This window comes from Streptomyces sp. MAI_2237 (assembly GCF_054189285.1).
In genome coordinates, this window is record NZ_JAJPGQ010000003.1 from 2,763,830 (window position 1) to 2,776,965 (window position 13,136).

Below are 13,136 nucleotides of genomic sequence, written 5' to 3' on the forward strand. Positions count from 1 at the left end.
CTTGGATGCGGCAACGAGCAATTGGGGCCACTGACCGGAAGATGACGGTACGTGGTTTATATCCCTACCCCGTGCTGACGGCCGCGACGCATGGGGCGACCGTTCACCTCGCGTTCGTGCGTCGTTCGGGCACAGGCAGTGAGGGCGAAGGGTGTACGTCACGATGCGCGGTGCCTGTCGGGTCACCCCTGCACCGCCAGCACCAGGGGCAGCACCCCCTGCGCACCGGCCCGGCGAAGCGCGCGCGCCGCGACCGCGAGCGTCCAGCCCGTCTCGGTGTAGTCGTCGACGAGGAGGACCGGACCGCCGGCCTCCGCGAGGGCGGCGGCCAGGGCGGGCGGCACGGTCAACGCGCCGGCCAGGGCCTTGAGGCGCTGAGCACTGTTGCTGCGGGAGAGCCGGGGCGCGTCGTCCGTGTACTCCACCGAGCCCAGCAGCGGCAGCCGGCCCACCTCCGCGATACGCGCGGCCACGGAGCCGATCAGCCGGGGCCTGGTGCGTGAGGCGACGCTGACCACACCGACCGGGCGGGGCTGTGCGTCCGCCACGCCCGGCGCCCAGCCGCCGGGTCCCTTGGCCCAGTCGGCCAGCACTCCCACGACGGCCTTCGCCACGTCGTCCGCCACCGGTTCGTCCACAGCCTGGGGCGTGAACATGGGGCGCAGGCGGTTGCCCCAGCCGATGTCCGACAGACGGCCCAACGCCCGCCCGGTGGCAGCCTGTTCGCCGGCCGGGATGCGTCCCTTGAGATCGACGCCGATCGCGGGCAGCCCCGTCGGCCACATCCGGCGCGGCTCCACCTCGACGCCCGCCCTACCGAGGTCGGCGCGCGCCGCGTCCACCGCCGTCGTGGACGTGTCCGCGGTGAATCGCGCGCCCGCGCAGTTGTCACAGCGTCCGCAGGGCTTGGCGCCCTCGTCGTCCAGCTGACGCTGCAGGAACTCCATCCGGCAGTCCGTCGTCGACGCGTACTCGCGCATCGCCTGCTGCTCGGCCTTGCGCTGCCGCGCGACCCAGGCGTACCGCTCCGCCTCGTACGTCCAGGGCTGTCCGGTGGCGGTCCAGCCGCCCTTGACCCGCCTGACCGCCCCGTCGACGTCGAGCACCTTGAGCATGCTCTCCAGCCGCGAACGGCGCAGCTCCACCAAGGGCTCCAGAGCCGGCAGGGACAGCGGGCGGTCCGCCTGCGCGAGGACGTCCAGGGTGCGGCGTACGAGATCTTCCGGCGGGAAGGCGAGCGAGGCGAAGTACTCCCAGATCGCCTCGTCCTCCTGCCCGGGAAGCAGAAGCACCTCGGCGTGCTCGACCCCGCGTCCGGCGCGCCCCACCTGCTGGTAGTAGGCGATCGGGGAGGAGGGCGAACCGAGATGGACCACGAAGCCGAGGTCCGGTTTGTCGAAGCCCATGCCGAGCGCGGACGTGGCCACGAGGGCCTTCACCCTGTTGGCCAGCAGGTCCTCCTCGGCCTGCTGCCGGTCCGCGTTCTCCGTCTTGCCAGTGTACGAGGCCACCGGGTGCCCGCGGTGCCGCAGGAACGCGGTGACCTCCTCGGCGGCGGCCACGGTGAGCGTGTAGATGATCCCGGAGCCCGGCAGGTCGTCGAGGTGGTCGGCCAGCCAGGCCATCCGGTGCGCTGCGTCCGGCAGCCGCAGCACGCTCAGGCTCAGGCTCTCCCGGTCGAGTGGACCGCGCAGCACCAGGGCGTCCGACGTGCCGCCCGTACCGAGCTGTTCCGCCACGTCGGCGGTCACCCGGGCGTTGGCCGTGGCGGTCGTCGCCAGTACGGGGACGCCGGGTGGGAGATCGCTGAGCATGGTGCGCAGTCGGCGGTAGTCGGGGCGGAAGTCGTGCCCCCAGTCGGAGATGCAGTGCGCCTCGTCCACCACGAGCAGTCCGGTGGCGGCGGCCAGCTTGGGCAGCACCTGGTCCCGGAAGTCCGGGTTGTTCAGCCGCTCCGGGCTCACGAGCAGGACGTCGACCTCGCCCGCGGCGATCTCCTCCTCGACGGTGCCCCACTCCTCCGTGTTGGCGGAGTTGATCGTCCGGGCGTGGATGCCCGCCCGGGCCGCGGCCTCGACCTGGTTGCGCATCAGCGCGAGCAGCGGGGAGACGATCACCGTCGGACCGCTGCCCTGGGCCCGCAGCAGCGACGTGGCCACGAAATAGACGGCCGACTTGCCCCACCCCGTGCGCTGCACGACGAGCGCCCGGCGCTTCTCGGCGACCAGCGCCTCGATCGCCCGCCACTGATCCTCGCGCAGCCTGGCCGTACCACCGGCGTCCCCCACCAGGCGGGCGAGGACCGCGTCGGCGGCGGCCCGGAGTTCCGCGTTGCTCGTGTGCTCCATGCGTCCCATCAAACAGGACGGGACTGACAAGCGGGGGCGAGCGGGTGCGGGGCTGTGTGGAGAAGGGCCGGTATGACTGTCTGCGGGATGCCAACTCGTTGTTCAGACAGTGGAGTTGATGGTTTCTGGAGCGGGGTTGACGTGTCCCTGGTCGGACTTATCCACAGGTCCAAGCGGAGCCTCGTGATCCGCGAGATCGTCTGCGCATGACGAACCACGGCGAAACCACCGGATCATCCGAGAATGACAAGGCGACCGGACACGAGGACCACCCCCCGCACGACACCCAAAGTGTGCCCCTGCCGCCAGAAACGCACATCGGACCGACCGCCTACGACAGCCACGGCGCCGAGCACCAGGTCACTCTGCGCACCCCGGCGGAACTGGCCGACGCGTTGCCGTACCTCCTCGGCTACCGCCCCGAGGACAGCATCGTCCTGGTCGCCCTGCACGACAGGGAGGGCCGGGGCCGGTTCGGCGGTCGCGCCCGGCTCGGCATTCCCACCAGCGTCGACGACTGGGCGTCCGCCGCACGGCAGTTGGCGCACGGACTGGTGACGGGAAGCGAGCGCCGAGGAGCCCGCCCCGAACAGATGGTCGCCTACCTGTGCCAAGAACCGGCGAAGGGCGAGTCGGGCCGCCAGGTCATGGAGCGGCTGCGCCCGCTGGCCCAGAAGCTGCGGGTCGAATGCGGGCAGCTCGACGTGCCGGTGATCGAGGCCCTGTGCATCTCCGACGGTCGCTTCTGGTCCTACTGCTGTGTCGACGAGGGCTGCTGTCCGCGCGAGGGCCGGCCGATGGGCCTGCCCGGCACCTCTGTGCTCGCCGCCGCGGCCACCTACGCGGGCCTGCAGGTCCGGGGCACGCTGCGCGAACTGCGCGCGAGGCTCCAGCCCTGGGAGACAGGGGCCGCCCTGACGCAGGAGATCGCACTCGACACGGCGAGCACGAGCCTGGTGCCCAGGATCCTGGACGTCGCCGACCGCGCCGCGGTGGCCGAGGAGACGCTCGGGCTGGCCGAGCGGATCATGCACCGCCTGGCCGCGGCACCACCGGTCACCGGCGCGCTCACCTCTGACCTCCGCGACGACGGGCTGCTCGACCACGACGAGGCCGCGGCGCTGATCCTCGGCCTGCAGGATCGCGCCACCCGCGACCGTGCCGCCGAATGGATGGAGGGGGAGGAGGCCGCCCCCGCCCTACGGCTCTGGCGAGCTCTGGCCCGCCGCTGCGTCGGCCCCTACGGCGAACACGCCGCCGCGCCGCTGACCCTCGCCGGCTGGGTCGCATGGTCCACCGGCGACGACCTGGAAGCCCGCGAAGCCCTCGCCATGGCCCTGGGCGCGGACCCCGGCTATCTCTTCGCCCGCCTTCTGCACCAGGCGTGCAACGAGGGACTCGACCCGGAGTCGGTCCGCCGCTGCCTGCGAGCGGAACGCCGGGACCGTGAAACCGCTCCGCACGGGCACGGCGACGACCCGGAAGAGCCGGTGTCCGAGACCACCGGACCGGCTCGGGGCCAGGAGGACGCCTCCTCTCCGCGGCGCCGCTCCCGGTCCAGCCGTACGGCGGTGAACCGGCCGCGCTCGGCGAGGGCGGCCGCTCGGGGCAGCGGGACGACCGTTCCACGCCCCAGGACGCCTGCCACGGACGACACCCGGACCGGCAAGGCCCCGACCGGCGTCACCCGCCCCCGCACAGCGCCGTCCGGCGTCACCCGTCCCCGCACAGCGCCGACCGGCGTCACTCACCCCCGCACAGCGCCGTCCGACAGTGCTCACCCCGGCACGGCACGGACCGGCGGCACCCGTCCGCGTGCATCCGGAAGGGGGACCGCACGCGGGTGCGACGACCGCCCGGGGAGCGCGCACCCCGCGGATGGGGACAGCGGGGCAGAGGCATGAGCAACAGCCGGGCGCGCAGCGCGAGTTGCCGATGCGAGGGCAGCTGCGCACGAAAATACAACCGGCACCGGGGAGGCGCCGGAGCCTCGCGCGGCCACCGCCATTCGGCCGGGTCGCCCCGACGCGGCCGTGACCCGGAGGAGTCCCGCCCCGTTCACCTGAGTGGCGGAGCGCCCGGAAGGGGCGCGCCGCCGCATGCCCCACGTCCGTCCGGAGCCCCGACCCGGCGCCGCACAAGGCCGAGGGGCACAGAGCGCAGAAGAAGCCACCGTATGCACCAGCCGCCCCCATCCACTGCCGACGATCGTCCCCGCATCGGCGGGCCCGAGCCCGTCCTCCGGACCGCAGCCGACCAGCCGAGGCCCTCGAACCATCCCAGGCCGCACGAGCCCCGGCTCACGAGCGAGGACCTGCACGCCTCGCCCTATGCCCGACACGACCAGCCCACCGCGCCGTCCGCTCGACAGGACCGGCGCTCGTCACCCTCGGCCGGACAGAATCTGCCCGCCCCGCCATCCACTGGACAGGACCGCCGCTCCTCACCCTCCGCCGGACAGACCCTGCACTCCCCGCCGCCGTCAGGGCAGGACCGGCCCCTGCCCTCCGGCCTCACCAGTGACCTCCCGCCAGGTCAGGACCGCCCCGGGGGAGCGCCGACAGGACACGACCGGCTCCCGCCCTCCGGCCTCACCAGCGCCCTCCCGCCGGGCCAAGGCCACCCCGCACGAGCACCCTCAAGACTGGAACGGAACCCGCCACCCCCGACCGGCCGTCCCCGACGCACGCTTGCCTCAGCACCACCGGCGACTCTCCCCGCGCACCGAGGCGCCCCCGCACCGGCGACTCCACCACCCCGCCGCTCGGGCGAGCTGCCGTCCACCCATGCCGCGCTCGTCTGCGTCGCTCTGCCGGGCCTCGCCATCTCCACGGCGCAGGGGCAGCTGAACGGCGAGGGTCTGGACGGGTTCTACCGTGCGGGTCGGCGGCTGCTCTCCCGTTGCCAGGTCCGTGTGGCCGGTCGTGAACCACTCGCCGTCCAGGCCCGGATGACCGCGGCCGACCGGGCCCTCTTCGTGGGCACGCTGCGGGTCTCCCCGCACTCCGGTCCCGACCCGGACGTCGTCGTCGAGCGCGTCCGGCAAGCTGACGGGACGGAGCGGATCACCCTGCACAGCGCGGCTCCGCGTCCCCTGCGCGTCCCGCTGGAGGTCGCCCTCGGTACGGACCTGGCCGACCTGGGCGCCATCGCGTCCGGCATCGGAGGCCCCGAGCTGCCTGCCACCGTCCACGACTCGGGCCTGCGCTGGTCCTGCCCCACCGGTACCTCGTCGGTCACCGCGGATCCGCCGCCCGCGGACGCGCTGGCCTCCGCGGGGCTGCTGTGCTGGGAGTTCGAGCTGCCGCCGGGCGGCAGCACAAGCGTGGAGCTGCGGGTGCGGCCCGACGGGGCGGGACCTCTCCGGGCCGCGGGATATGCGGCGACAAGCCCGCTCGCTGTGGCGAGCGCGTCGGGCGACGACCCCAGGGTCGGCCGGTTCATGCGGACGAGCATCGAGGATCTGCGGGCCCTGCTGTTGCGCGATCCGGCGCATCCCTCCGACACGTATCTCGCGGCCGGAGCCCCGTGGCGCTGCGGTCTCGCCCCCGCCGAGGCACTGGCCTCGGCCAGGATGACACTGTCCCTCGGCACCCGGCTCGCAGCGGGCACCCTGCGTACCCTTGCCCGCACCCAACTCCCCGGTCCCGGAGCGCAGTCGGGCATGATTCCCGGGCCGCGCAGAGACGCCGGGCCGCATCTGCCCCCGGGCTGCACGGGTACCGAAGCCACGCTGTTCTTCCCCGCACTGCTGGCCGAGGCCCGCCGCTGGGGTCTCCCCGAGCGGGACACCACGGAACTGCTGCCGGCGGCCGAGCGCTGTCTGGCCTGGCTGCTGAACACCGTCGGCGACGGCACCTACCTGCGCGATCCCCACCCCGGCGGTCCCGTCCGCTGCGAGACGCAGGCCCACGCCCATCGTGCGGCCCTGCTCGGTGCCGATCTGCTCGACGCCTGCGCAAGACCGGGCGGCGCCGGACTGCGGCAGTGGGCGCGGGAGCTACGGACGGCGTTCCGGGAGGAGTTCTGGTTCGACGACCTGGGTGGAGGCCGGCCGGTGGCGGCCCGTGCCTCCGACGGAGCCCCGATGGCCTACCTGGGGTCGGGCGCCGCCCATCTCCTCGACACCGGGCCTGCTTGGCGGAGGCGAGTTGGCCGTCGGTCTCCTGGACCGGGTGCAGACTGAACAGCTCGCCCGGTTGCTGGGCGGCCCGGCCATGGACTCGGGCTGGGGGCTGCGCGCACTGGGCGCGAAGGAGGCCGGGTACAACCCGTTCGGCCACCGGAGCGGCGCCGTACGGATCCACGACACGGCGGTGGCGGTCGCCGGCCTCGCCGCCGCCGGCTACGAGAAGGAGGCGAACGCCCTGCTGCGGGGCGTCCTCGCGGCGGCCGAGACCTTCGGCCACCGCCTGCCCGAGATGTACGCGGGGGTGGGGCGCACCGAGGACAGTGCCCCCGTGCCGCACCCTGCGGCCTGCCGCCCGGCGGCCACCGCGGCCGCGGCCGGGGTGTTCCTGCTGTCCACGCTGGCGGGCATCCGCCCCGACGCGCCCGCCGGCACCGTCACGCTGCGGCCCGTGCGCAGCGCGCCCCTCGGCGAGATCGTCCTGACAGGACTGCGGATCACCGGCGCCCCCTTCTCCGTGAGGGTCAGCCGGCTCGGCCTCGCGATGGTCGAGGAAGCCGCCGACGGACTGCAACTGGGGGTATGACCTCGAAGAACACGTCATCGCGCCACCGCGCCACGGCCCGCAGCGGACGGTGAGACGCATACCGGAACGAAGTGGATCAGTCACCGAAGCGGCCGACGAAGGGAGTGTTTATCGTCAGGCAGACGACTATGATCGCCGCATGCCCTACGACCCGTCAGCCTTTCCGCCCTTCGCCGTCACCGTGGACCTGGTCGTGCTCACCGTGCGCCGCCACGCCTTGTGCGCGCTGGCGGTGCGCAGGGGCGAACCACCCTTTCAGGGGCGCTGGGCACTGCCCGGAGGGTTTGTGAGGGCGGACGAGGACCTGGCGCAGGCGGCAGCACGCGAGTTGGCCGAGGAGACCGGGCTGCGCGCCCACGATCCCGCGGTCCCCGCCCAGGACAACGGCGCCCACCTCGAGCAGCTCGCGACCTACGGCGACCCCAAGCGCGATCCCCGGATGCGGGTGGTCAGCGTCGCTCATCTCGCCCTGGCCCCCGACCTGCCGGCACCCCGCGCCGGCGGCGACGCCAGCAACGCCCGCTGGGCGCCGGTCGAGGAGCTGCTGCAGCAGGGCGGGTACGGCCGCGACGGCGAACCGGTGGCACCCCTCGCCTTCGACCACGCCCAGATTCTCTCCGACGGGGTGGAACGCGCCCGCTCCAAGATCGAGTACTCGTCCCTCGCCACGGCGTTCTGCCCCACCGAGTTCACCGTCGGCGAGCTGCGCAGGGTCTACGAGGCGGTGTGGGGCGTGGCCCTCGACCCGCGCAACTTCCACCGCAAGGTGACGGGAACCCCGGGCTTCCTCGTCCCCACCGGCGGCACCACCACGCGGCAGGGCGGCCGCCCGGCGCAGCTGTTCCGGGCAGGCGGTGCCACCTTGCTCAACCCGCCGATGCTGCGCCCCGAAGTGTGAGACCGGCCCGCCGACGGCAGGTTCATCCTGCAGGGCGGCCGTCGTGGTACCGGGCTGAGGAGCGAGCGGCGAACACGGTTCCGAGCGGACCGATCGCGGCTGGTGGGGTCGCCGCGCGCGCTGCCCGGAAAAACGGACATAGCGCGCTATCTTGCTGCGGGTGATCCAGGCCTTCGGACTGACCAGCAACCCCCGCAAGGACCTTCCGCCCGCCGTCGACGACGTCTCCTTCGAGGCGTGCGCGGGCCACGTCACCGCACTTCTCGGCGCGCCGGGATCGGGCCGGACGACGGTGCTCAGACTGATGCTCGAACTCCAACAGGGCCGTGGCTTCACCTACTTCAGGGGCCGCCCACTGCACCGCATCGCCCACCCGTCGCGTGAGGTCGGTGTGCTGCTCGGCGACGTACCGGGCCACCCGGCCCGCACCGTCCGCGGTCATCTGCGCATGCTGTGCGCGGCCGCGGGCGTTCCGGTCCGCCGTGCCGACGAAGTCCTCGAGACGGTCGGCCTCGTCAGCCTGCGCGACGAGCGCCTCGGCACCCTCTCCCGGGGCATGGACCGCCGCCTCGGCCTGGCCTGCGCCCTCCTCGCCGACCCGCACACGCTCGTGCTCGACGACCCGACCGCCGACCTCTCCGCCCGCGAGGCCCGCTGGCTGCACGGCACGCTCCGCGCCCACGCGGCCCAGGGCGGCACTGTCCTGCTCACCCTGTCCGACCCCAAGGAAGCCGCCCGCAACGCAGACCGGGTCGTCACCCTGGAGCGCGGCAGAATCGTCGCCGACCAGGACGTCACCGAGTTCGCCCGCACGCGGCTGCGCCCCCGGGTCGCCGTCCGCAGCCCGCACGCTCCGCGCCTCGCCGCCCTCCTGGCCAAGGAGGCCCGCTCCGCCCGGCGCTCCGTCGAGGTCGTCCGCGAGAGCGGCAACCGCCTTTCCGTGTACGGCAGTACCTGCGCCGACATCGGCGAGACGGCGTTCCGCCACGGCATCCTCGTCCACCAACTCGCCGACGAGGTCGGTGACATGGGCCCCGGAGCGGGGGCGTCCACCTCCAAGGAGCCGGATGCCGCGGACGCGCCGGGGCGGTCGCGCGCGCAACGCGGCGACGACAGGCCCGGGAACGGGACCGACAAGGCCGCTCCGCGCCCCGTCACCGGTCAGCTCGCAACCGCACCGCACGACCCGGCCGCGCCCGACCGAGTTCAGGAAACGGCAGCCGCAGTGGACCTCTCGGCGCGGACCGACTCGGCTGCCGACGCCGACCCCGCGCCGAGGCCGCGTACCGCCGACCCCCGGAGCCTTGCCCTCACCCCCCTCCCGCCCCCCATCTCCGTCCGATCCGCCCCCAGCCCCCTCCGCCCCCTGCGCTACGAGCTCCGTCGCGCCACCGGCATCGGCACCGGGTTGCTCACCGCGGCCGCCGTGCTCGTCGTGTCCGCCGTCACCGCCGTACTGCTCGCCCGGATCGGGCACACGCCGCAGGCGCGCCTGCTGGCCGCCTGGCCCCGGGAGCTGCCGCTGCCGCCCGCCGCGCTCGGCGCCGGCCTGCTGGGCGCGCTGGCTTTCGGCGACGAGTTCCGCCACCCCGCACTGGCGGCGGACCGCGGCACCGTGCCCCGCCGGCTGGGGCTGCTCACCGCGAAACTCCTGGTCGCCGCCGTCACCGCGCTGACTCTGGCCTTCCTCACGGTCGGCTGCGATGCCGAAGTGCTCTACCTCGTATACGGACGGGAGCTCACACGGGTTCCCGCGGACTGGCCGTCGCTGAGCACGAGTTGGATCGGCCTTCTCGTGGGCTGCGCCTGGGCCGGGGTACTGGCGGCGGGCATCTTCCGGTCCACCACGGCGGGGCTCGCGGCCGTTGTCGCCGTACCGGTCGTCGTCGTACCTCTCGTACAAAAAGCCTGGGCGGGATCGTCCGTGCGGACCGCGGCCGGGTTTCCGCTGCGGCTGCGCGAGACGCTCTGGCTGCAGTGGCCCTTCGGCGGAGAGCGCTATCTGACCGTGCTGGCGCGGGTACTCGTCCAACCCGTGGGTGGTGCGCTGACGTTGTCGCTGACCGCGCTGCTCTGCGCCTATCTGCTCACGACCCTGCGCAGCAAGGTCCGATGACGACCGTCTCGCACGCTTTCGCCCCACCCTGCGCACAACTCCCCAGGGAAAGCCCATTTCTTTCCGATAAGGCGTCAATTGCGACGGGGTGAGCGATCACCCTTTCGTGTGCTTTTCACCAAAGACCTCAAGGCAGTTGAGGGCGAGGCCGACAAAGGATCCGTGAGTACCCTTGCGCACACCATGATGACCGCCGCCCGCTCCGCAGACTCCGGTCTCGCCGGCCCGGGCGAACTCGACCGCTACCCCTACGCGGAGGCCTCGCTGGCCGACCGCGTCGGAGCTTCCGTATGGGAGAGCGCGGACCAGGAGCTCGGCCGCGTGGGCCGGCGTGCCGCGGGCAGCCGCGGGCGCGGGCTGCACGGCCAACTCGTCCAGCAGCTCGGCCAAATGATCGTCTCCGGCGACCTGGGTGCCGACCGCCCGCTCGTGCCCGAGGAGATCGGCCAGCGTTTCGAGGTCTCGCGCACCGTCGTCCGCGAGTCGCTCCGCGTCCTGGAGGCCAAGGGACTGGTCAGTGCCCGCCCGAACGTCGGCACCCGGGTGCGCCCGGTCAGTGACTGGAATCTCCTCGACCCGGACATCATCGAGTGGCGGGCCTTCGGGCCGCAGCGCGACGACCAGCGGCGCGAGCTGAGCGAGCTGCGCTGGACCATCGAGCCGCTGGCCGCGCGCCTGGCCGCCGGGCACGGACGCGAGGACGTCCAGCAGCGGCTCTCGGACATGGTCGAGATCATGGGGCACGCCATGGGGCAGGGCGACGCCCTGACGTTCTCCCGTGCCGACGCCGAGTTCCACTCGCTGCTCATCCAGCTCGCGGGCAACCGCATGCTGGAGCACCTCTCCGGGATCGTGTCGGCCGCCCTCCAGGTCTCCGGCGCCCCCGTCACGGGCTGTGACCGGCCGAACGACGTGTCCTTGGCGCACCACGGCAGGATCGCCGACGCGCTTGCCGCCGGCGACGGCACGGCGGCCGAGACGGCCATGCGTCAACTGCTCACCGTCCACCCCGAGGTGGAGCGAGTGGTTCCCGCACCGCGTGAACACTGAGCGCCGACCCGCGGACGGCACGGCCCGGAAAGCCTCTCCCTCCCGGGGCGTCGCCCGGTCGGCGAACCGTCTCCCGTCGGACCCCGCGGGATCTGCGGTATCCCGCGGGGTCCGACGGTGCGACGGGGCGTGTGTTTCAGGGCACGACCCCGGGTAGTAGGCATGGGTGGCCGTCTCTGCCCTTGTCTGACCGTTTTTGAGCAGTTACGGGGTGTGACTCGGGCCACGCAGATTGGGCGTAACGCTCGTGGGAACAGCGCGATGACCTAAGAGGTGACAGCCGAGGAGGGAATACGGACGCCGTTCACGGCGCTGTGCAGCTCCCCGGCCCCCGCCCGCGCCGTCGGCCCAATCCCCCAAGCCGGCGGTCGGCTCCTGTCCGTCCTGGACGGGGCCGGAAGCCGTTTTCCAACGTTCCGAGAGGTTGTTCGTGTCGGCCAGCACATCCCGTACGCTCCCGCCGGAGATCGCCGAGTCCGTCTCTGTCATGGCTCTCATCGAGCGGGGAAAGGCCGAGGGGCAGATCGCCGGCGACGATGTGCGTCGGGCCTTCGAAGCTGACCAGATTCCGGCCACTCAGTGGAAGAACGTACTGCGCAGCCTCAACCAGATCCTCGAGGAAGAGGGTGTGACGCTGATGGTCAGTGCCGCAGAGCCCAAGCGCACCCGAAAGAGCGTCGCAGCGAAGAGTCCGGCCAAGCGCACCGCCACCAAGACGGTCGCGGCGAAGACGGTGACCACCAAGAAGGCCACCGCCACCGCCCCCGCGACGGCGCCCGCCGCCGACACGCCGGTCGAGGAGGACGCCCCGACCGCCGCCGCGGCCAAGAAGGCGCCCGCCAAGAAGGCCACGGCGGCCGCGAAGAAGACGGTCGCCAAGAAGACGGCGGCCAAGAAGACCAGCGCCAAGAAGGACGACGCCGAGGTCCTCGAGGAAGAGGTTCTCGAGGAGACCCCGAAGGCCGGCGACGAGCCCGAGGGCACCGAGAGCGCGGGCTTCGTGCTGTCCGATGAGGACGAGGACGACGCGCCTGCCCAGCAGGTCGCCGCCGCCGGTGCCACCGCCGACCCGGTCAAGGACTACCTCAAGCAGATCGGCAAGGTCCCCCTGCTCAACGCCGAGCAGGAGGTCGAGCTCGCCAAGCGCATCGAGGCGGGTCTGTTCGCCGAGGACAAGCTGTCCAACGCCGACAAGCTGGCGCCCAAGCTCAAGCGCGAGCTGGAGATCATCGCCGAGGACGGCCGCCGCGCCAAGAACCACCTCCTGGAGGCCAACCTCCGTCTGGTGGTCTCCCTGGCCAAGCGCTACACCGGCCGCGGCATGCTCTTCCTGGACCTCATCCAGGAGGGCAACCTCGGTCTGATCCGCGCGGTCGAGAAGTTCGACTACACCAAGGGCTACAAGTTCTCCACGTACGCCACCTGGTGGATCCGTCAGGCGATCACCCGCGCCATGGCCGACCAGGCCCGCACCATCCGTATCCCGGTGCACATGGTCGAGGTCATCAACAAGCTCGCGCGTGTGCAGCGCCAGATGCTCCAGGACCTGGGCCGCGAGCCCACCCCGGAGGAGCTGGCCAAGGAACTCGACATGACCCCGGAGAAGGTCATCGAGGTCCAGAAGTACGGCCGCGAGCCCATCTCTCTGCACACCCCGCTGGGCGAGGACGGCGACAGCGAGTTCGGTGACCTCATCGAGGACTCCGAGGCCGTCGTCCCGGCCGACGCGGTCAGCTTCACGCTCCTGCAGGAGCAGCTGCACTCTGTCCTCGACACCCTCTCCGAGCGCGAGGCGGGCGTCGTCTCCATGCGGTTCGGTCTCACCGACGGTCAGCCGAAGACCCTCGACGAGATCGGCAAGGTCTACGGCGTCACGCGCGAGCGCATCCGCCAGATCGAGTCCAAGACCATGTCGAAGCTGCGTCACCCGTCGCGCTCCCAGGTGCTGCGCGACTACCTCGACTAGGTCGCGGCCGTACGACACCCAGGCCCGGTTCCTCACCCGGAAC

The 13,136-nt window shown here is 72.6% G+C and carries 6 protein-coding genes and 1 pseudogene; 6 read left to right on the plus strand and 1 reads right to left on the minus strand.

Annotated features, from left to right (window positions below; translation table 11 throughout):
* Window positions 1-182: 182 nt before the first annotated feature.
* Window positions 183-2,348 (minus strand): RecQ family ATP-dependent DNA helicase, encoded by a 2,166-nt coding sequence (locus LN251_RS23170; protein WP_458246053.1) that lies wholly within the window; start codon window positions 2,346-2,348, stop codon window positions 183-185.
* 206 nt (window positions 2,349-2,554) lie between these two features.
* Between LN251_RS23170 and LN251_RS23175 the strand changes: the two genes are divergently transcribed.
* From LN251_RS23175 to LN251_RS23200, 6 genes and pseudogenes are all read left to right on the plus strand, one after another.
* Entirely contained in the window at window positions 2,555-4,252 is a 1,698-nt protein-coding gene (locus LN251_RS23175) for a DUF4192 family protein (protein WP_458246054.1), read from the plus strand.
* Between the two features lie 941 nt (window positions 4,253-5,193).
* A pseudogene (locus tag LN251_RS23180) lies at window positions 5,194-7,063 on the plus strand (glycogen debranching N-terminal domain-containing protein).
* 139 nt (window positions 7,064-7,202) lie between these two features.
* A complete protein-coding gene (locus tag LN251_RS23185) occupies window positions 7,203-7,961 on the plus strand; it encodes an NUDIX hydrolase (RefSeq protein WP_030939512.1) in 759 nt (252 codons plus the stop codon).
* Window positions 7,962-8,121: 160 nt separating this feature from the next.
* Window positions 8,122-10,077, plus strand: coding sequence for an ATP-binding cassette domain-containing protein (locus tag LN251_RS23190; protein WP_458246055.1), 1,956 nt, complete (start codon window positions 8,122-8,124; stop codon window positions 10,075-10,077).
* Window positions 10,078-10,239: 162 nt separating this feature from the next.
* Window positions 10,240-11,127: a FadR/GntR family transcriptional regulator gene (locus LN251_RS23195; protein ID WP_458246056.1), complete on the plus strand. Its 888-nt coding sequence runs from the start codon at window positions 10,240-10,242 to the stop codon at window positions 11,125-11,127.
* Between the two features lie 430 nt (window positions 11,128-11,557).
* On the plus strand, window positions 11,558-13,093 hold the full coding sequence (locus LN251_RS23200; protein ID WP_458246057.1) for an RNA polymerase sigma factor: 1,536 nt from the start codon (window positions 11,558-11,560) through the stop codon (window positions 13,091-13,093).
* Window positions 13,094-13,136: the final 43 nt, after the last annotated feature.

Excerpts from the sequence above, each read along its gene's own strand:
- LN251_RS23170 (WP_458246053.1), bottom strand. The coding sequence starts at position 2,348 with ATGGAGCACACGAGCAACGCGGAACTCCGGGCCGCCGCCGACGCGGTC.
- LN251_RS23175 (WP_458246054.1), top strand. The coding sequence starts at position 2,555 with ATGACGAACCACGGCGAAACCACCGGATCATCCGAGAATGACAAGGCG.
- LN251_RS23185 (WP_030939512.1), top strand. The coding sequence starts at position 7,203 with ATGCCCTACGACCCGTCAGCCTTTCCGCCCTTCGCCGTCACCGTGGAC.